This window comes from Mycobacterium sp. IS-1590 (genome assembly GCF_001500025.1).
GTDB lineage: Bacteria > Actinomycetota > Actinomycetes > Mycobacteriales > Mycobacteriaceae > Mycobacterium.
The window spans coordinates 377,507-397,038 of the sequence record NZ_LQIW01000001.1 but is presented as its reverse complement, the minus strand read 5'-3'; the positions used below and the strand labels follow the sequence as shown (position 1 = coordinate 397,038).

Genomic DNA, 19,532 nt, shown 5'->3' with positions numbered 1-19,532 from the left:
GCACAGAAGGCGCTGACGCATGCCCGAGGGTGACACGGTCTACCGCGCCGCCACGAAACTGCGCGAGGCGTTGGCCGGCAAGCAGCTCACGCGCTGCGACGTGCGGGTGCCCAAGTTCGCCACGGTGGACCTGACCGGCTGCGTTGTCGACGAGGTGATCAGCCGCGGCAAGCACCTGTTCATCCGCGTCGGCGACGCCAGCATCCACTCGCATCTGAAAATGGAGGGCGCCTGGCTGATCGGCGGCCAGATAAGACGGGTACCCGAGTACAAGATCCGGATTCTGTTGCACACCAGCGACTCCCGCGCCGCGGGTGTCGACCTCGGCGTGCTGGAGATCCTGCAACGTGACCACGATATGGAAGCCGTCGCCCACCTCGGCCCGGATCTGCTCGGCGACGACTGGGAACCGCGCGTCGCCAGGGCCAATCTCGTCGAGGATCCGCAGCGGCCGCTGGCCGAGGCGCTACTGGACCAGCGGGTGATGGCGGGCGTCGGCAACGTCTACGCCAACGAGCTCTGCTTCGTCACCGGCTACCTGCCCACCACCCCGGTCGGCAGCGTCAAGGACCCGCTGCGGATGGTGCAGCGGGCCCGAGACATGCTGTGGCTGAACAGGTCCCGCGTCAACCGCACCACGACCGGTGACACCCGCAGCGGTCGCGACTTGTGGGTCTATGGCCGGCGTGGCCGACCGTGCCGCCGGTGCGGCACGCCGATCGAGTCGGACTCGTCCCGCCCCGGCAACCCGGGTGATCGCGTGTCCTACTGGTGTCCGGTCTGCCAGACCTGACCCGCGCCCGAAGCGCGCCGAGACTGCGGTTTGTGACGGATTTCGGCCGATTCCCATCAAATACCGCAGTCTCGCCGCGCCCGGGGTCGCTACGGCAGCGCCAGTCGGACGATCTTGCGCACCACGGTCGCGAACTGCCGCGGCAGCGACCCCGCGTTGTACGGAATTCCGTAGCGGGTGCAGATGTCCTTGACCTCGTCGGAGATCTCGGCCAGGCGGTGCGCCGGAATGTCGGGGAACAGATGGTGCTCGATCTGGAACGACAGATTTCCGCTCAGGATGTGGAACAGCCTTCCACCGGTCAGGTTCGCCGAGCCCAGCACCTGCCGGAAGTACCACTGGCCCCGCGTCTCGGCCTTGGTCTCCTCGACGGAGAACTCCTGGACGTCGTCGGGGAAGTGACCGCAGAAGATGATCATGTACGCCCACACGTTGCGCATCAGGTTCGCGGTCAGGTTCCCCGCGACCACCCACGGTGCGAACGGCCCGGCCAACAGCGGGAATGCGACGTAATCCTTGAGTGTCTGGCGTTTGGTCTTGCGCCAGATGCCCTCGAGGATTTCGCGCTTGTCCGCGATCGTGATCTCGCCGGCGCGGATACGCTCGGTCTCGAGTTCGTGTAGCGCGACGCCGTACTGGAACAGCACCATGAGAAGGAAGGCGTACACGGGATTGCCCAGAAAGTACGGGGTCCACTTCTGGTCCTTGCTCATTCGCAGGATGCCGTAACCGACGTCGCGGTCCATGCCGACGATGTTGGTATAGGTGTGGTGCATGTAGTTGTGCGAGTGGCGCCACTGCTCGCCCGGGCACGCGGTGTCCCATTCGAAGCCGCGGCTGGAGATGTTCGGATCCCCCATCCAGTCGTATTGACCGTGCATGACGTTGTGGCCGATCTCCATGTTGTCGAGGATCTTCGACAGTCCGAGCAGCGCGGTGCCCGCGAGCCAGAGCGGCGGGAAGACTCCACCGAACAGCAGGGCACGGCCGCCGATCTCGAAAGCGCGCTGCGTCTTGATGACCCGTCGGATGTAGGTGGCGTCACGCTCGCCCAGGTCAGCGATCACACGCTCCTTGAGCGCGTCGAGTTCGCGGCCGAATGCCTCGGCCTGCTCGGCGGTCAGACTGATCTTCTTGCCCGCCACTGTCTTTTCGAGGGTGTGCGGTTTGGACGTGATGTCGGTGATGACGGTCATGTCGAACTCCTTTCGGTTCAAAGCGCGAGGTCGACGTCGCCGACGGGGGCCGAGACGCAGATCTGCACGTCCTCGTCCTCCGCGGCGGACACCGCGCCGGTGACCAGGTTCTTCACCACGCCGCGAGTCTTGCGGCGGGTGCAGCTGTGGCAGATGCCCATTCGGCATCCGCTTTCGGGGGTCAGGCCAGCGCGTTCGGCCTGCTCGAGCAGCGGGCGTCCGTCGTCGGTCACCGCCACCCCGCTGTCGGCGAACGTGACCGTGCCGCCGGAGGGTTCGGCGGGCACCGTGTACGTCGGCGGGACAAAGCTTTCCGAACGCACGTTCGTGCAGTGCTCACGTACGGCGGAGGCGAGCTCGGGCGGGCCGCAGACGAACACCGCGTCCGGGTCGGGCATCGCCGCGGCCAGGTGCGCGGGGCCGAACCGGCCGGTCAGGTCGGATCCGGCCGCCGCTCGCGTGTAGCCGTGTAGCACCCGCACGCCGGTCATCGCGTCGAGCTCGGCGCGGTAGCACGCATCCTCCGCCGAGCGGGCGTAGTGGATGAACGTGGCCTCGCCGCGGTATCCGCGGGCCCGCAGCGTCCTGACCATCGACATCACCGGGGTGATGCCGCTACCGCCGGACACAAACAGGATGCGCCGGGGCGGGTCATCGGGAAGTACGAAGTCACCGCCGACCGAATCCAGACCCACCACCATGCCGGGGCGGGCGTGGTCGCACAGGTAGGCGGAGACCAGGCCGCCGTCGTGGCGTCCCACCGTCAGCTCGAGGTAGGAGTCCCCCTCGGCGTTGGCCGGCGAGTACGGCCGGGTGCGACGGCGACCGTCGATCTCGACCGTCAGGTTGATGTGCTGCCCGGCGCGGAAACCAGTGAACGCCTGATTCGGCTCCAGGGTGAGAGTGACGCTGCGCGGGGTCTGGCGCCGCACCGCGACGACTTCGGCACGAGCGTCGCCCCGCGTCCAGGTGGGCGCGACGAGCTCGGTGTATCGGTCCACGCCATGCGGGCCGGTCAGCAGGTCGACCAGCGGTGACCCGAGCACCCGGTCCCTCAGGCCGCGCGTCAAAGTTTGAGTGAACATATGTACACTGTTCACGGGCCTGCAGCACCTCGTCAACCCATTCACCCAGGTTGTGGTAGGTTTCACACAGTGAACAGTCGTACGCCTGGCTCACGGTCGAGCCGGTCGGGACGGTCACGTTCGCGCGATCACCCGCGGGCGACCATGTCCCGCGAGGAGCGCAAGGAGGCCACCCGGCAGGCGATCGTCGCGGCCGCACTCAAGCTGCTCGAGGAGCGCAGCTTCTCGGCGCTGAGCCTGCGGGAGGTCACGCGCGAAGCCGGCATCGTGCCCGCGGCGTTCTACCGGCATTTCGAGTCGATGGAAGCCCTCGGGCTCGTCCTCATCGACGAGTCGTTCCGCAGTCTGCGCGACATGCTGCGCGGCGCCCGCGCGGGCAGGCTCGACCCCAAGAGGGTCATCGAGTCCAGCGTCGACATCCTCATCGACGGCGTGAACGAACGCCGCGAGCACTGGCGCTTCATCGGCCGAGAGCGCAACAGCGGGGTCACCGTGCTGCGGTACGCCATCCGCACCGAGATTCGACTGATCACCTCGGAGCTGGCGATCGACCTGGCCCGCTTCCCGGGCTTGAACACCTGGAGCAGCGAAGACCTCAACATCTTGGCGAGCCTGTTCGTCAACGCGATGATCGTGATCGCCGAGGCCATCGAGGACGCCCACGATCAGGCCGCGCTCAACGAGATCAAACGAGTGGCGGTCAAACAGCTGCGGATGATCGTGGTCGGCGTCACGGGATGGCGCAGCAGCGTGTGAATCGGGCGGGTTAGCGTGTGCGCATGCCGCACCTCGAACTGGCCCACCCGCGTCCCGACATCGCCGTGCTCACACTGAACCGCCCCGACAAGCTCAACGCGCTGTCCTACGAACTGGTCGAGGACCTCCACTCCACGCTGGCCCAGATCGATGCCGACAACGCGTGCCGCGTCGTCGTGCTCACCGGCGCCGGACGGGGCTTCTGCTCGGGGCTGGACCTCACCGATCCCAATCCCAACAAGGCCGGCGAGGGAACCGAATTTCCGCGCTCGGGGATGCGCTGGCAGGAACGCATCGCCGACCTGACCGCCCGCATCCACCGGTTGCGGCAACCCGTGATCGCCGCGGTCAACGGTGTCGCGTACGGCGGCGGGATGGGCATCGCGCTGGCCTGCGACATCCGTATAGCCTCGGAATCGGCGCGGTTCTGCACCCAGTTCATCAAGCTGGGCCTCGGCGGCTGCGACATCGGTGTCAGCTACACGCTGCCGCGGATCATCGGCGCCGGACCCGCATTCGACCTCATCCTCACCGCGCGGGCCGTCGACGCCCCAGAAGCGCTGCGACTCGGGCTGGTGTCGCGGGTGTCAACCGATGAGGCGCTGGTCTTCGATGCCATGGCGATCGCCGAGACACTCTGCGGCTACGGCAAGTTCGGCCTCGAGTCGACCAAGCAGGTGCTGTGGGCGAACCTCGAGGCGTCGAGCCTGGAAGCGGCGCTGCACCTGGAGAACCGCAGCCAGATCCTGGCCTCGACCAGCGGTGAGATGCGCGAGGCTAGCGAGGCGTTCCGCCGCCGTCCACGATCATGACCGTGCCGGTGATGTAGCTGCCGGCATCCGATGCCAGCAGCAGGGCGGTGCCGACCAATTCGTCGGGTGATGCGAGCCGTTTGAGAAACGTGCTGCGCGCCATCCCGTCGACGACCTCCTGCGGGTTGTTGCGCATCATGTCGGTGTCCACCGGCCCGGGCGCGATCGCATTGACCCGGATGCCCGACGACGCGAACTCGGCGGCCATCGAGCGGGTGAACGACATCAGCGCGGCCTTGTTGGCCGAGTAGATCGAGGTCAGCGCCGAGAAATTGAACGCCCCGACCGAAACCAGGTTGATCACACTGGCTTTCGCACTGGCCTTGAGATAGGGCAGCGCCGCCTGGACGAGAAACACCGGCCCGCGCAGATTCACCTCGAAGGACTTCGTCAACGCCTCGGGCGTCATCTCACCCAGCGGTTGGGCCAGGGCATTGGCGGCGTTGTTGACCACCACATCGATGCCGCCGAACTCATCGACGGTCCGCTGCACCAGCGCCTCGAGGGCGTCGACCTCACCCAGGTGGGTGGGCACGCCGACGGCCTGTCCCCCGAGGCCGCGCAGATGCTCGGCGGTCCGCTCGCAGGCCTCGGGTTTGCGGCTGGCCACCACGACGCGGGCGCCCGCGAGGACGAAACCCTCGGCCAGCGCGAGGCCGATGCCCCTGGTGCCGCCCGTGACGATCACGGTGCGGTCGGTCATATCGAAGAGACGGTCGAATGCAGCGCGGTCCACGGCCGTCAGTCAAGCAGACCGGTGCGCGGTCAGATGCAGCCGCTCACACTGACCCGACGCCCGACGTTGACGCACGCGCTGACGTTCGGCGCCGGCGGCGGCGGAACGTACACCGGCGGGGGTGGCGGTGGCGGCAACTCGTTGAGATACGAGAGCGGGTCGGCACACCCGGTCACGTCGACGAACCTGCCGCCGACCGAACCACAGAGCGTCGCCTCGGCACTCGGCGGGTTCGCGGTCACCAATCCCCCGGCGAACAAGGCCGCAGCGGCGCACAGCAATACCTTGCGCACATCTTCTCCCTCCGGCGACGTGCCAAGCGCCGTCGCCCGACCCGATTGTGGCAGCCACGCGCGGGACTCGGGGCAGAACACCGGATCGGCGAGTCGCCGTAACGAACCCCTCAGCCGCGTCGATGTCTCCTGCGATGCCCGAACCATTCCTTCCTGTATGGTGGCCGCATCCGGCGACAACAGGATCATCAGCCGTATATCTAGTTCCTCTACTCACCGTTTGCTCAAACTCGGCATTTCGCAGGGGTGCAGCGCGGTGACGGCGGCGCCCGAGAACGCCGCTGAATGGGGCGCACAGCCGCGTCGACCGTGGCGATGCCGACGGAGTGATGCTAGGCTGAGTGTGCATCCTGACTTTGCATTTATGGTGTGGCACACCAGCTCTCACGCATCCACACGCCCTTGAATCGACGTCGTGAATCATTGCGCTGATGCCTGCACGAACGCGTTCGTTCAGCATGCCGGTGCAAAGCATAGGGAAACACCTGATTCCTCGCGACCGGCTCCTGGCTAGGTTTGCCATGGCATCCGGTGCGCAGCACCCGTACCAATTTCCGTCGATGGTTTCCAGCAGGGGGGACTCGTAGTCGTGGCCGTGAACACCGAGTTGTCGAACAACCGGCACCGTGTGCGCAAGATAGTCAGCCGGATGACGGCCATACCCCTGGCCTTGGCGGCGGGTTTCGCGATCTGCGCGGCCCCGGCGAACGCGGCCGAGGCGTGGCAACGGAAGAGTCCACCGCTGTCGACGCCATGGACGCATCTCGTCGGACCCAACAACGCTCTACCGGAATACCCCCGTCCGCAGATGGCGCGGGCGCGCTGGCTGAATCTGAACGGCGTGTGGGCCTACACCGGTCGGACCCAGGACACCGCGGTGACGACACCCCCGTCCGCCAGGGAGTTCGACGAGAAGATCCTGGTGCCCTATCCCACGGAGTCCGCGCTGTCAGGGGTCAAGCGTCACGACGACCAGATGTGGTACCGCAAGAACTTCGAGGTGCCCGGCACCTGGCGTGGACAGCGGGTGCTGCTGCACTTCGGCGCGGTCGACCAGACCGCCACGGTATGGGTCAACAACAAGCGCGTCGCCCACCACGAGGGCGGTTTCACCGCGTTCAGCGCCGACATCACCGACGCGCTGCGCTGGACGGGCACCCAGGAGATCGTCGTGCGCGCCGAGGATCGCAATGAAGCCGCTCCGTTTGCCGTCGGCAAGCAGCGCAACGACCCCGAGGGGCTCTTCTACACCGGCGCGTCCGGCATCTGGCAGACCGTGTGGATGGAGCCCGTACGCGCCGCGCACGTCGAGAAGCTCGACCTCACAGCGGATTTGAAGGGGTTCACTGTCACGACGCGCTCCACCGGGACAACCGACGAACGCGCCGAGGTGATCGTGTCGGCTCCTGATGGTCCGACGCTGGCCCGCAACTACGGGGAACCCGGCAAGCCGGTGCGTGTGCAGGTTCCCGACCCGCGCCTGTGGACACCTGAGGACCCGTACCTCTACGACCTGAAAGTGCGGCTGGTGACACCCGAAGGCAAGGTTGTCGACGAGGTCGCCAGCTACGGCGGTCTTCGCACCATCAGCACGGTCAGGGACCCAAAGGGCCGTCCACGAATCGCGTTGAACGACAAGATCACGTTCCTGCACGGCCCGCTCGACCAGGGCTACTGGCCCGACGGCATCTTCACCGCTCCCACCGACGACGCACTGCGCTTCGACCTCGAACGAACCAAGGCGCTCGGCATGAACTTCGTCCGCAAGCACGCGAAGGTGGAACCGGCGCGCTGGTACTACTGGGCGGACAAGCTCGGGTTGCTGGTGTGGCAGGACATGCCGTCGCTGGACGTCTCGCTCGACGTTCCGGTCGGCCCCGCACCGGAACCGTCGGCACAGGCGAAAGTCAACTTCGAGCGCGAACTGGTCGAGATGATCGACCAGTTGCGAAGCGTCACTTCGATCGTCGGCTGGGTTCCGTTCAACGAGGGGTGGGGCGAGTTCGACACCGCACGGATCGCAGGGGTGGCCAAGGCCGCCGACCCGACCCGGATGGTGAACGCCAACAGCGGGGTGAACTGCTGCAAGTCCAGGCCCGACAGCAGGGCCGGCGACGTCTACGACGACCACACCTACGTCGGTCCGGGCCGCCCGGTTCTGCACGACAATCCGGCGACCCCGCGCGACGAGCGCACGATGCTCGGCGATCGCCCGATCCCGCTGGAGCACCGGGTGGTGGTGAACGGCGAGTACGGCGGGCTCGGGTTGGTCCCCCACGGCAACCGCTGGCCGGGCCGACCGCAGGCCTACGAAATGACCGACAGTCGAGCACGATTGACCGAGCGCTACGTGCAGGTGAGTCGTCATCTCGAGGATGAGGTCCGCAAGGGCGGGCTGTCCGGCGCCATCTACACCCAGACCACCGACGTCGAGAACGAGGTCAACGGGTACATGACTTACGACCGTTGGCTGGTCAAGATGTCGCTGCGGACGGTCGCCGAACGCAACCGTGCGGTGATCGCCGCGGGGGCCCAGGTGAACGAGCCGGTCGAGCAGCGTCGCTGAGTCACATGCTCCGGGTGCTGACGAAGTCGCGTTGACGTCCGCTGAGCGGGTCGGTGAACTCGAGGCGTTGCGCCAGAAGGTGTAGCGGGCGCGTGAAATCGTCCGGCGCGACGTCGGTCACCACCGGGTATAACGGGTCGTTGACGATCGGCAGGCCCAACGAAGCCATGTGCACCCGCAGCTGATGCGTCCGACCGGTCCGCGGCGTCAACCGGTACAGCCCATCGCCAAGATGGTCGATGACGGTTTCGGCGTTCGGCTCGCCGGGCTCCTCGACCGCCTGCAGTTGCCCGCGCCGCTTGACGATTCGGCTGCGCACCGTGATCGGGAACTCAAGCGCCGGATCGACGCCGGCCCTCGCGAGATACGTCTTGCGCACCTCGCCGCGCGCGAACATGGTCTGGTAGGCCCCACGCAACTCGCGACGGGTGGTGAACAGCAGCACGCCGGCGGTCAGCCGGTCGAGCCGATGCGCCGGCGACAGTTCGGGTAACTCCAATTCACGCCGAAGCTTCACCGTCGCCGTCTGCGCGACATGGCGCCCGCGCGGCATCGTCGCCAGGAAGTGCGGTTTGTCGACCACCACGATGTCGTCGTCGCGGTAGAGCACAGGAACAGCGAAGGGAACCGGAACCTCTTCGCGCAGTTCGCGGTACAGGTACACGAACGCACCGGGCGGCAGCACGGTCCCCGCGGTCACGACGTCGCCGTCGGCCGTCACCACCTCGCCCGCAAGCACTTTGGCTGCGGCCGCCTCGCCGAACCGGTCCGCCAGCTCGACCAGCACCGCACCGCCGCGAAGCCGCACGCGCGCCGGCCCCAGCCCGTCCTGCACGGGTAACGGCGCCGGGCGCCTCACCGCCCGCACCTCAATTGAGCGGCACCGGTTCGAGGATCTCCGCGCGCGCTTCCGGGGCCGCCGCACGCAACGCGTCGGCCGACTCGTCGTCGGGTTCCTGCTGCGAGCGGATCTCCGCATCCACCCGCGCCAGATACGTGTTGACTTCGCGGTCGATGTCCTCGTTGCTCCAACCCAGCACCGGCGCAACCACTTCGGCGACCTCGCGCGCGCAGTCCACGCCGCGGTGCGGGTACTCGATCGAGATCCTCATCCGCCGCGCCAGGATGTCCTCGAGGTGCAGCGCGCCCTCGGCGGCGGCGGCGTACCATGCTTCGACCTTCAGGTAGACCGGCGCCTCGGTGATCGGGGTCAGCAGTTCGGGGTTACCCTCGGCCATCTGCAGCACCTCACCGATCAGGGATCCGTACCGGTCGAGCAGGTGCCGCACCCGGTACGGGTGCAGGTCGTAATGCTTTCCGACGCTTTGGGTCTGGTTGATCAGTGCGAAATAACCGTCGGCGCCCATCAGGGGGACCTTCTCGGTGATCGACAGCGCCACCCGCGCCGGGATGTATTCGGCCGCCACGTCGATGGCGTCCTCGGCCATCACCCGGTATGTCGTGTACTTGCCGCCCGCGATCGCGACCAGTCCGGGAGCGGGGACCGCGACGGCATGCTCACGCGACAGCTTCGAGGTCTCCTCGCTTTCCCCGGCCAGCAGCGGCCGCAGCCCGGCGTACACGCCGTCGATGTCGTCGTGGGTCAGCGGCGTCGCCAACACCGTGTTGACGGTTTCGAGGAGGTAGTCGATGTCGGCCTTGGTGGCCGCCGGGTGCGCGAGGTCCAGATTCCAGTCGGTGTCGGTGGTCCCGATGATCCAGTGCGTGCCCCACGGGATCACGAACAGCACCGACTTTTCGGTGCGCAGGATGATCGCGACCTCGCTGACGATCCGGTCGCGGGGGACCACGATGTGCACGCCCTTGGAGGCGCGTACCCGAAATCGCCCGCGCTGCTTGGACAATGCCTGGATTTCGTCGGTCCAGACGCCGGTGGCGTTCACGACGACGTGCCCGTGCACCTCGGTGACCGCGCCGTTCTCGGAGTCGCGGACCTCCACGCCGGTGACGCGGTCACCTTCCCGCAGCAGCGCGACGACCTGTGTCGAGGTCCGCACCACCGCGCCGTAGTGCGCGGCCGTGCGGGCCACGGTCATCGTGTGTCGCGCGTCGTCGACCACCGTGTCGTAGTACCGGATGCCGCCGATCAACGACGACCGCTTGAGGCCGGGCGCCAGCCGCAATGCTCCGGACTTCGTCAGATGCTTCTGCGCCGGAACTGATTTCGCGCCGCCCAGCTGGTCGTAGAGGAAGATGCCCGCCGCCACGTACGGACGTTCCCACCACCGATTGGTCAACGGGAACAGGAACGGCAGCGGTTTGACCAGATGCGGCGCCAACGTCGTCAGCGACAGCTCGCGCTCATGCAACGCCTCGCGCACCAACCCGAACTCCAGTTGCTCGAGATAGCGCAACCCGCCGTGAAACATCTTCGACGACCGGCTGGACGTGCCCGATGCGAAGTCGCGGGCCTCGACGAGCGCGACTTTCAATCCCCGTGTCGCCGCGTCCAGCGCGGCGCCGGCGCCGACGACTCCCCCGCCGATCACGACGACGTCGACCTGCTCGCTGCCGAGCCGCTCCCAGGCCTCGGCCCGCTGCTGGGGACCCAGAAGCGTCTGCCCGTTCGCTGGGATCGGGTCACTCACGGGAATGGCTCCTAGTTACTCGTCGGTACGCTCGCCCACCCCAGGCTACGTGGACTCAGTCCAGATCGTCGTGTGCCATCAGGCGCCGGCCCGCTTCGGTGATCGAACCCGACAGCGACGGATACACCGAGAACGTCTGCGCCAGATCCTCGACGTCGTTGCCGTTCTGCACCGCCAGGGCGATCGGCATGATCAGCTCCGAGGCGATCGGCGCCACCACCACGCCGCCGATCACCACGCCCGTCGCCGGGCGGCAGAAGATCTTGACGAAACCGCGCCGCAGGCTCGACATCTTGGCGCGGGCGTTGGTGTTGAGCGGCAGCGTGATCGTTCGCGCGGCCACCGACCCGTCATCGATCTTGGACTGCGGCACCCCGACGGCGGCGATCTCGGGCCGGGTGAACACCGCCGCGGCGACCGTCCGCAACCGGATGGGTTCGAGCCCCTCACCCAGCACGTGGTACATCGCGATGCGACCCTGCATGGCGGCCACCGAGGCCAGCAGCATCAGACCGGTGCAGTCGCCGGCGGCGTAGATGCCGGGCACTCCGGTGCGCGAGACCCGGTCGACCTTCAGGTAGTCGCCCTCGCCGAGTTCGATGCCGACCCGTTCCAGGCCCAGGCCGCCGGTGTTGGGCACCGAACCGACCGTCATCAATGCGTGGCTGCCCTCGACGGTGCGTCCGTCGGTCATCGTCACCAGCACGCCGGACCCATTGCGCGTGACCGACTGGGCGCGCGCGTTCTTGACCAACGTGACACCGCGGGAGATCAGCGCGTCCTCGAGCACCGCGGCGGCGTCGGAGTCCTCGTGCGGCAGGATCTGGTCACGGCTGGCCACCACCGTCACCTTCACCCCGAGTTCGGTGTAGGCGTTGACGAACTCCGCGCCGGTGACGCCGGAACCCACGACGATCAGATGCTCGGGCAACTCCTCGAGGTCGTAGAGCTGGCGCCAGTTCAGGATGCGTTCGCCGTCGGGTTCGGCGCCGGGCAACACGCGCGGGCTGGCCCCGGTGGCGATCAGCACGACGTCGGCCTTGATCGTGCTGACGGTGCCGTCGTGTGCGGTCACCTTGACCGTGTGCGTGGCCATCCCCGGCATGTCGTCGACCAGTTCGCCGCGGCCCGCGATCAGCGTGACGCCGTCGTTGCGCAGCCGTTCGGCGATGTCGACCGACTGCGCGGCCGCCAACGTCTTGACGCGCTCGTTGATCTTGGACAGCGAGATCTCGGCGTCGGAGAACTCCAGTGCGTACCCCAGGTCGGGGGCGCGCCGCAGTTCGGTGCGCACACCGGTGGAGGCGATGAACGTCTTGGACGGGACGCAGTCCCACAACACGCAGGCGCCGCCGATGCCGTCGGAGTCGACGACGGTGACCTCGGCAACTTCGGGTCCACGGGCCGCGGCCACCAGTGCCGCCTCATAGCCGGCGGGCCCGCCGCCGATGATCACGATGCGGGTTGCCACGCCCCCAACCTAACGAAGCGGGAGGTCGATCGCCCACGCGGCGCGCGAACGCTTAGTCTTTCCTGGTGCCGCTCTACGCCGCCTACGGATCGAACATGCATCCGGAGCAGATGTTGCAGCGCGCCCCTCATTCACCGATGGCGGGAACGGGCTGGCTGTACGGCTGGCGCCTGACGTTCGGCGGGGCGGACATCGGCTGGGAGGGCGCGCTTGCCACCGTCGTCGAGGATCCGACGTCGAAGGTCTTCGTCGTGCTCTACGACATGACCAAGGACGACGAGGCCAACCTGGACCGCTGGGAAGGCTCGGAACTCGGTTTCCACAAGAAGATCCGCTGCCGGGTGCACCGCATCTCGTCGGACACCGACTTCGAGCCCGTGCTCGCCTGGCTCTACGTGGTCGACGCGTGGGAGGGCGGCCTACCGTCGGCGCGTTATCTCGGCGTGATGGCCGACGCCGCCGAAATCGCCGGCGCGCCAGCGGAGTACGTGCACGACCTGCGGACCCGCCCCGCGCTCAACATCGGCCCGGGCTCCTAACCCCTCAGTGCCGCGAGCGTCACCCCTCAGTGCCGCGAGCGACCGTGTTTGCGCGCAGACACACCGTATCCAGCACACATTTTGCGGTCGCTCACGCCGCGCGAGCGCGACGAAGCTGCTTGTCGATCCGGTCGACGAACTGCCACGGCCGCTGACGGACGTCGTCGGCGACGATCGCGACGACCACCCAGTCGATGTCGGACAGCGCGGCGCTGCGCCTACGGTCGCGCAGCATCGCGTCGGGGTCGCTGTGCCAGGCAAGCCCGTCGTACTCGGCGGCCACGCACCGGTCGGGCCAGGCGAAGTCGAGGCGACGCAGTTCGCCGTTTCCGTCGATCACCTCGTACTGCAACTCCGGTGACGGCAGGCCGCCGTCGATCATCGCCAGCCTCGCTTCGCTCTCCATCGGCGACTCGGCGCGGGCGTCGGCCAGCGCGATCAGCCCGCGAACCGCGACGATGCCGCGCCGACCGGCCTGCGCGACGGCGGCGCGCCACAACTCGGTCCGATCGCAGGAACCGCTGCGCAGCGCGGCATCAAGGGTGGCCAGCGCTCGCGGGCGGCGTTGCGAGCGGGCCACCTCCACCGCTGTCCAAGCCGGTGTGGTGGCCGGCCGCCCGTCGACGACGGTCAGTGGCGCGCCCTCGCGACGGTGAACCACCAGCCCGTCGGTGGAGCGCAACCGCGACCCCGGCGGGCTGAGCACATGAAGGTCGGCCGGCTCCGCCGTATCGAAGCCGTACATCGCGGCCGCGGTGTGAAGACACGCGGCGACCGGCTTTCCGCAGCGGAAGTCCAGTCCCCGCAACCGCAAGAGGTCGTCGGGTTCCTCCAAGCAGTAGACGCCCGGCCAGAGTCGTTGCAGTGGGCCGGTTGCGAGCGCCGCCTCGAAGTCGCGCCTCGTCATGTGTTGCAGAATCTGGCCGCTGCTGGCCAGGCCTGCCTGTGTATCGAACAGTCGCAACAGTTCTGGGTTCACCCGCCGAGCGTCTGCGACCGCTCACCGCGCCGGAAGGGCACGCCACGAGAATGTGGACGGAGCACCGCTTGGGGACAATCACCGCGCGCGAGTGACCGCGAACTGCCCGATCGCAGCGGCGTGTCGCGGGGCAAACACGGCCGGTCGCGGCAATTAGAAGGCGGCGGCCTGGTCGATGATGTTGACCAGGACCCGCACGCCGACCGCCAGTGCCCGCTCGTCGAGGTCGAACGTCGGCTGATGCAAATCCAATTGGGGTCCTCGACCCGTCCACACGCCCAACCGGGCCATCGCGCCGGGTACCTCCTCCAGGTACCACGAGAAGTCCTCGCCGCCGCCGGACTGCCGGGTGTCGGCCAACACGTCGGGGCCGATCGCCTCGATCGCGTGGGTGAGGATGCGGGTGGAGATCTCCTCGTTGACCACCGGCGGCACCCCGCGGCGGTACTGCACCGTGTGCTCGATGTGCAGCGGCGCCAACAGCGACGAAATGATCTCCCGCACAATCGTTTCGAGTGTTTCCCAGGTGTCGCGGCTCGCGGTGCGGATGGTGCCTGCCAACGTCCCGGTTTGCGGGATCGCGTTCGCGGCGACGCCCGCGTTCACCGCACCCCACACCATCACGGTGCTGTTGCGCGGATCGATGCGGCGCGACAGCACGCCGGGCACCCCCGTGATCAACGTGCCGAGCCCGTAGACGAGGTCCCCGGTCAGATGCGGTCGCGAGGTGTGGCCGCCGGGCGAATGCAACGTCACCTCGAGTTGATCGGCGGCCGACGTGATGGGCCCGGGCCGCATCGCCACCTTTCCCACCGCCAGCCGCGGGTCGCAGTGCAACGCGAAGATCCTCGACACGCCCGACAGCGCGCCCGCGGCGATCGCGTCGATCGCCCCGCCCGGCATCAGCTCCTCGGCGGCCTGGAAGATCAGCCGCACCCCGACCGGAAGTTCCGGCACCGACGCCAGCGCCAGCGCGGCGCCCAACAGGATCGCGGTGTGCGCGTCGTGCCCGCAGGCGTGCGAGACACCCGGCACCAACGACGCGTAGGGCGCGCCGGTGCGGTCGGTCATCGGCAAGGCGTCCATGTCGGCACGCAGCGCGATCCGCGAGCCGTGGTCGGGCCCGAAGTCGCACGTCAAGCCGGTGCCACCGGGCAGCACCTTCGGGTTCAAGCCCGCGTCGGCCAACCGCGACGCCACGAACTGTGTGGTGGCGAACTCCTGGCGACCCAGCTCCGGATGCATGTGGATGTGACGGCGCCACTCGACGAGGTCGTCGAAGTGGGCCGAGAGCCACCGGGCGGCGGCGTGGGGCAGCACGCTCATGACGGCCGCCTCGCCTGCAGTTCCAGGATCCGGTCGCGTTCACCGGGCGTCTCCGCCAACCGCACCACCGTGCGAGCCAGCATGACCGCCCCCTCGATGACGGCCTTGTCGGCGCTGGGGCCGGCCGCGGCCTCGGCGAACGGGGGCTGGTGGATCGACGCACCCCCGGCGTCGATGCCGACGATCGGATGAATTCCGGGCATCACCTGCGTGACGTTGCCCATGTCGGTGCTGCCCAGCGGCAGCGCCGCCTCCAGTTCCGGGGCAACCGGCTCGCGGCCCATCCGTTGCATCTCCGCGCGGAACGTCTCGGCCAGCCAGGTGTCCGGGGTCAGTTCGTGGTAGCTGGGCTCGGTCTCGGTGACGTCGTGGCCGCAGCCGGTGGCCACCGCGCCGGCCAGGAAGCAGTCCGCCATCCGCTGTTCGAGTTCGTGCAGCGAGGCGGCGTCGTTGGCGCGCATCGTGTACTGCATCTCGGCGCGTGCCGGGATGACGTTGGTGGCCTGACCGCCGTCGGTGACGATGCCGTGCGCCATCTGGCCCGGCGCCATCTGCTGGCGCAGCAGCCCGATCGCCACCTGCGCGACGGTTATCGCGTCGACGGCGTTGATGCCGAGGTACGGCGCCACGGCGGCGTGGGCCTCCCTGCCCTCGTACCGTACGGCGACCTGCGACAGTGCCAGCGACCGCGCGGCGGCGATGTCGAGCGGACCGGGATGCAGCATCACCGAGGCGGCGATGTCGTCGAACGTGCCCGCGTTGAGCAGCAGCACCTTCCCCCCGCCCGCCTCCTCGGCAGGCGTGCCGAGCAGCACCACCGTCAATCCCAGTCGGTCGGCCACGTCTGCCAGGGCCAACGCGGTGCCGACGGCAGAGGCCGCGATGATGTTGTGGCCACAGGCGTGCCCGATACCGGGCAGTGCGTCGTATTCCGCACAGACACCGACGACGAGCGGGCCGCTGCCGTATTCCGCCCGAAACGCCGTCTCGAGCCCCGCGGGCGCCGGCGTGATCTCGAATCCGTACTCGGCGACCAGCGCCTGCGTCTTGGCGCAGCTGCGGTGTTCGGCGAACGCCAGTTCGGGCTCCGCGTGGATGGAATGCGAAAGTTCGACCAGGTCGTCACTGCGTCGCCGGACGGCGTCCTCAACGGCGTCCGACGCGGTGAGTGCTGGCATCTTGGCAGTATCTCACTGCGCCATCTCATCGGGGCCGGGCGTCGGGTCCGACCGATAAGCTCGCCCACTGTGACCGATGCCCAGGCAGTGGCCGCCGAATCGGCCGCAGCGCTCGCCGAGCGCACCGGCGTCGACCGCCACGACGTCGCCGTCGTGCTCGGTTCGGGCTGGGCGCCGGCGGTGCAACGGCTGGGGGATCCGGTCACCGTGGTGCCGGTCGCGGAGCTGCCGGGGTTCGCGCCACCGACCGCCGAGGGCCATGGCGGCCAGGTGTTGTCGATGCGCGTCGCCGATCACCGTGTTCTGGTCTTCGTAGGTCGCATCCACCCCTACGAGGGGCACGAGCTGCGCCACGTCGTGCACCCGGTCCGCGCCGCCTGCGCCGGCGGTGTCCACACCGTGGTGCTCACCAACGCCGCCGGTGGGCTGCGCGACGACTTCACGGTCGGTCAGCCGGTGCTGATCAGCGACCACCTCAATTTGACCGGCCGCTCGCCGCTGGTGGGTGCGCGGTTCGTCAACATGGTCGACGCGTACGCGGCGCGCCTGCGTGACCTTGCCCGCGAGATCGACCCGACGCTGGTCGACGGCGTCTATGCCGGTCTGCCGGGGCCGCAGTACGAGACGCCCGCCGAGATCCGGATGCTGCGCACGATGGGGGCCGACCTCGTCGGCATGTCGACGGTGCACGAGACCATTGCCGCCCGCGAAGCCGGAGCCCAGGTGCTGGGCGTCTCGCTGGTGACCAACCTCGCGGCGGGTATGACCGGAGAGCCGCTGAACCACGAGGAGGTGCTGGAGGCGGGGCGGCAGTCCGCGACTCGGATGGGCACCCTGCTCGCGGCGGTCATCGCCCGGCTCTGAGGTCGAAGTGGCCGGAATACGCGGCTCAGAAATTGGGCACACTACCCGCATGTCTGTGTCGCCGGCCACAAACACCGCGCAGGAGTGGATCTCGCACGACCCGGATCCCAAGACCGCCGCCGAGCTCTCGCAGTGTTCCGGAGAAGAGCTCGAGCAGCTGTTCGCACATCCCCTGACATTCGGCACCGCCGGTCTGCGCGGGCCGTTACGCGCAGGCCCCGGCGGGATGAACCTCGCCGTCGTGCTGCGGGCCAGCTGGGCGGTGGCCAAGGTGCTCAAAGACCGCGGCCTGGCCGGCCAGGACGTGATCGTCGGGCGCGACGCCCGGCACGGGTCCGACGACTTCGCGCTGGCCGCCGCTGAAGTGCTTGCCGCACAGGGCTTTCCCGTCACCTTGTTCTTCGCCGCCGTGCCGACCCCGACCCTCGCGTTCGCCGTGCGCCATCGCCCCGCGGCCGCGGGCATCCAGATCACCGCTTCGCACAACCCGCCGTCCGACAACGGCTTCAAGGTGTACTTCGGCGGCGGCTTCCCGATCAACTCACCCACCGATCGCGAGATCGAGGCGGCCATGGCCGAGGCGCCGCACGCCGATGAGATCCCCCGTCAGCAGGTCACCCCCGGCGGCGTCGACGAAGTGCAGCGTTATGTCGAACGCGCCGCGACTGTCCGGCACACCCACGGCCAGGTCCGTATTGCGTTCACTCCTCTGCACGGTGTGGGCGGGGAGTTCGCACTCGACGCGTTCGTGCGCGCCGGCCTGCCCGACGTGCACGTCGTCGACGAGCAGTTCGCACCCGATCCCGACTTCCCCACCATCTCCACGGCCAATCCCGAGGAACCCGAGGCGGTCGAAGCCGTCCTGAGGTTGGCGGGCGACGTCGACGCCGACGTCGCAATAGCATTGGATCCCGACGCCGACCGATGTGCGGTCGGCGTTCCCACGCCCGACGGGTGGCGCATGCTCTCCGGGGACGAAATGGGTTGGCTGCTGGGAGATTACATCCTCTCGCAGATCGAGCCGGGGCCGGTGATGGAGACGACGGTGGTGGCCAGCACCCTGGTGTCGTCGCGCATGCTCTCGTCGATCGCGCGTGAGCACGGCGCGCGGCACGTCGAGACACCCACCGGCTTCAAGTGGCTCTCACGAGCCGACGTCGACCTGCCCGGCTGCACGTTGGTGTACGCCTATGAGGAGGCGATCGGGCACTGCGTCGATCCGTCGGCCGTCCGGGACAAGGACGGCATCAGCGCGGCGGTGTTGATCTGCGATCTCATCGTCGCGCTGCGCGACCGCGGGCACACACTGCTCGACGCGCTCGACGACCTGGCACGTCGCCATGGTGTGCACGCCACGACCGCGGTGTCGCGACTCGTCGAGGACGGCCACGAGGCCGCCGCGGTGATGAAACGCCTGCGGGAGACACCACCGGAGAGCCTCGCCGGATACGAGGCGGCCGTCACCGACCTGCTGCCCGACGAGGGCACCGACGCCGTGGTCATGACCGGAGGCGACGACGACGTCTCGGTGCGCATCGTCGTGCGTCCCTCCGGCACCGAACCGAAGGTCAAGTCCTACATCGAGGTTCGCTGCAGCGAGGTCGGCGATCTGGCGGCCGCCCGGGAGCGCGCACGGCGCCTGCAGGACGAGCTGCGCGAGGTCGCCGGGCGCTTTTAACGCGGCCCGAACTGGCGGTCCCCCGCGTCGCCGAGGCCCGGCACGATGTAGGCGATGTCGTTGAGGCATTCGTCGATGGTCGCGGTGACCAACCGGATATCCGGAGCCGCCTTCTCCAGTGCGGCAAGGCCTTCGGGGGCCACGACGACGCAGATCGCCGTGATGTCAACGGCACCCCGGGAATACAGCAGTTCGACGGTGTGCACCATCGAGCCACCCGTCGCCAGCATCGGGTCGAGCACGATCACCGGCTGTGTGCTCAAGTCGGCGGGCAGCGACTCCAGATACGGCGTCGGCTGATGCGTTTGTTCGTCGCGCGCGACGCCGACAAAGCCGACGCGCGCCTCCGGTATCAGCGCGTGCGCCTGGTCCACCATCCCGAGGCCGGCGCGTAAGACCGGTACGAGCAACGGCGGATTGGCCAACCGGGCGCCGGTCGTCTCGGTGAGCGGGGTGCGCACCGGCACGGTTTCGACCGCGGCGTCGCGCGTGGCCTCGTACACCAGCATCAGCGTCAGATCGCGCAGTGCCGAGCGGAAGGCGGCGTTGTTGGTGTTCTCGTCGCGCAGTGTGGTCAGTCGTGCGGCCGCCAGCGGGTGATCGACCACGCGAACATCCATGGGGCGACCATAGTCGGAACCGAGGGTCGCC

Annotated in this window: 18 protein-coding genes; 7 read left to right on the top strand and 11 right to left on the bottom strand. The window is 68.3% G+C overall.

Going from position 1 to position 19,532, the window contains the following annotated elements; genetic code table 11:
- Window positions 1-19: 19 nt before the first annotated feature.
- Window positions 20-793: an endonuclease VIII Nei2 gene (gene nei2, locus AU197_RS01920; RefSeq protein ID WP_064400673.1), complete on the top strand. Its 774-nt coding sequence runs from the start codon at window positions 20-22 to the stop codon at window positions 791-793.
- Window positions 794-882: 89 nt separating this feature from the next.
- Here nei2 and AU197_RS01915 read toward each other — a convergent pair whose 3' ends face one another.
- Window positions 883-1,989, bottom strand: coding sequence for a fatty acid desaturase family protein (locus AU197_RS01915; RefSeq protein ID WP_064400875.1), 1,107 nt, complete (start codon window positions 1,987-1,989; stop codon window positions 883-885).
- 17 nt (window positions 1,990-2,006) lie between these two features.
- On the bottom strand, window positions 2,007-3,074 hold the full coding sequence (locus tag AU197_RS01910; RefSeq protein ID WP_064400672.1) for a ferredoxin reductase: 1,068 nt from the start codon (window positions 3,072-3,074) through the stop codon (window positions 2,007-2,009).
- A gap of 69 nt (window positions 3,075-3,143) precedes the next feature.
- Between AU197_RS01910 and AU197_RS01905 the strand changes: the two genes are divergently transcribed.
- Both AU197_RS01905 and AU197_RS01900 read left to right on the top strand, forming a co-directional pair.
- Window positions 3,144-3,830 carry a TetR family transcriptional regulator gene (locus AU197_RS01905; RefSeq protein ID WP_064400671.1) on the top strand — a complete coding sequence of 229 codons (687 nt, stop codon included), beginning with the start codon at window positions 3,144-3,146 and terminating at the stop codon, window positions 3,828-3,830.
- Window positions 3,831-3,853: 23 nt separating this feature from the next.
- The gene (locus AU197_RS01900; RefSeq protein ID WP_064400670.1) at window positions 3,854-4,642 is read left to right on the top strand and encodes an enoyl-CoA hydratase/isomerase family protein; all 789 of its coding nucleotides are present in this window, start codon (window positions 3,854-3,856) and stop codon (window positions 4,640-4,642) included.
- Here AU197_RS01900 and AU197_RS01895 read toward each other — a convergent pair.
- Together AU197_RS01895 and AU197_RS01890 are read right to left on the bottom strand one after the other, a co-directional pair.
- The gene (locus AU197_RS01895; RefSeq protein ID WP_064400669.1) at window positions 4,608-5,378 is read right to left on the bottom strand and encodes an SDR family NAD(P)-dependent oxidoreductase; all 771 of its coding nucleotides are present in this window, start codon (window positions 5,376-5,378) and stop codon (window positions 4,608-4,610) included. The two genes, AU197_RS01900 and AU197_RS01895, sit on opposite strands and share 35 nt — an antisense overlap.
- 29 nt (window positions 5,379-5,407) lie before the next feature.
- Entirely contained in the window at window positions 5,408-5,671 is a 264-nt protein-coding gene (locus tag AU197_RS01890; RefSeq protein WP_064400873.1) for a hypothetical protein, read from the bottom strand.
- Window positions 5,672-6,320: 649 nt separating this feature from the next.
- Between AU197_RS01890 and AU197_RS01885 the strand changes: the two genes are divergently transcribed.
- Window positions 6,321-8,237: a glycoside hydrolase family 2 protein gene (locus tag AU197_RS01885; RefSeq protein WP_064400872.1), complete on the top strand. Its 1,917-nt coding sequence runs from the start codon at window positions 6,321-6,323 to the stop codon at window positions 8,235-8,237.
- A 1-nt stretch (window position 8,238) separates the two neighbouring features.
- Here the strand turns inward: AU197_RS01885 and AU197_RS01880 are convergent, their stop codons facing one another.
- Genes AU197_RS01880 through AU197_RS01870 form a run of 3 tightly spaced genes read right to left on the bottom strand, consistent with a single transcriptional unit; the run spans window position 8,239 to window position 12,317 of the window.
- Window positions 8,239-9,096, bottom strand: a complete 858-nt coding sequence (locus AU197_RS01880; RefSeq protein WP_064400870.1) for a pseudouridine synthase — start codon at window positions 9,094-9,096, stop codon at window positions 8,239-8,241.
- A gap of 10 nt (window positions 9,097-9,106) precedes the next feature.
- Window positions 9,107-10,846: a glycerol-3-phosphate dehydrogenase/oxidase gene (locus AU197_RS01875; RefSeq protein WP_064400668.1), complete on the bottom strand. Its 1,740-nt coding sequence runs from the start codon at window positions 10,844-10,846 to the stop codon at window positions 9,107-9,109.
- Between the two features lie 55 nt (window positions 10,847-10,901).
- Window positions 10,902-12,317 carry an NAD(P)H-quinone dehydrogenase gene (locus AU197_RS01870; RefSeq protein WP_064400667.1) on the bottom strand — a complete coding sequence of 472 codons (1,416 nt, stop codon included), beginning with the start codon at window positions 12,315-12,317 and terminating at the stop codon, window positions 10,902-10,904.
- A 65-nt stretch (window positions 12,318-12,382) separates the two neighbouring features.
- On the opposite strand from AU197_RS01870, the gene AU197_RS01865 reads away from it, so the two are divergent.
- Window positions 12,383-12,856 (top strand): gamma-glutamylcyclotransferase family protein, encoded by a 474-nt coding sequence (locus AU197_RS01865; RefSeq protein ID WP_064400666.1) that lies wholly within the window; start codon window positions 12,383-12,385, stop codon window positions 12,854-12,856.
- Window positions 12,857-12,947: 91 nt separating this feature from the next.
- Here the strand turns inward: AU197_RS01865 and AU197_RS01860 are convergent, their stop codons facing one another.
- The 3 genes from AU197_RS01860 to AU197_RS01850 all read right to left on the bottom strand — a co-directional run bounded on the left by AU197_RS01860 (window position 12,948) and on the right by AU197_RS01850 (window position 16,339).
- Window positions 12,948-13,835 (bottom strand): type IV toxin-antitoxin system AbiEi family antitoxin, encoded by an 888-nt coding sequence (locus AU197_RS01860; RefSeq protein ID WP_064400665.1) that lies wholly within the window; start codon window positions 13,833-13,835, stop codon window positions 12,948-12,950.
- Window positions 13,836-13,988: 153 nt separating this feature from the next.
- Entirely contained in the window at window positions 13,989-15,161 is a 1,173-nt protein-coding gene (locus AU197_RS01855; protein WP_064400664.1) for an amidohydrolase, read from the bottom strand.
- Window positions 15,158-16,339, bottom strand: a complete 1,182-nt coding sequence (locus tag AU197_RS01850; protein ID WP_064400663.1) for a M20 family metallopeptidase — start codon at window positions 16,337-16,339, stop codon at window positions 15,158-15,160. The genes AU197_RS01855 and AU197_RS01850 overlap by 4 nt, the downstream gene beginning before the upstream one ends.
- Before the next feature lie 69 nt (window positions 16,340-16,408).
- Between AU197_RS01850 and AU197_RS01845 the strand changes: the two genes are divergently transcribed.
- Window positions 16,409-17,203 carry a purine-nucleoside phosphorylase gene (locus AU197_RS01845; protein ID WP_064400662.1) on the top strand — a complete coding sequence of 265 codons (795 nt, stop codon included), beginning with the start codon at window positions 16,409-16,411 and terminating at the stop codon, window positions 17,201-17,203.
- Between the two features lie 49 nt (window positions 17,204-17,252).
- The gene (locus tag AU197_RS01840; RefSeq protein WP_064400661.1) at window positions 17,253-18,881 is read left to right on the top strand and encodes a phospho-sugar mutase; all 1,629 of its coding nucleotides are present in this window, start codon (window positions 17,253-17,255) and stop codon (window positions 18,879-18,881) included.
- Here the strand turns inward: AU197_RS01840 and upp are convergent.
- On the bottom strand, window positions 18,878-19,501 hold the full coding sequence (upp, locus tag AU197_RS01835) for a uracil phosphoribosyltransferase (RefSeq protein ID WP_064400660.1): 624 nt from the start codon (window positions 19,499-19,501) through the stop codon (window positions 18,878-18,880). The genes AU197_RS01840 and upp overlap by 4 nt on opposite strands.
- Window positions 19,502-19,532: the final 31 nt, after the last annotated feature.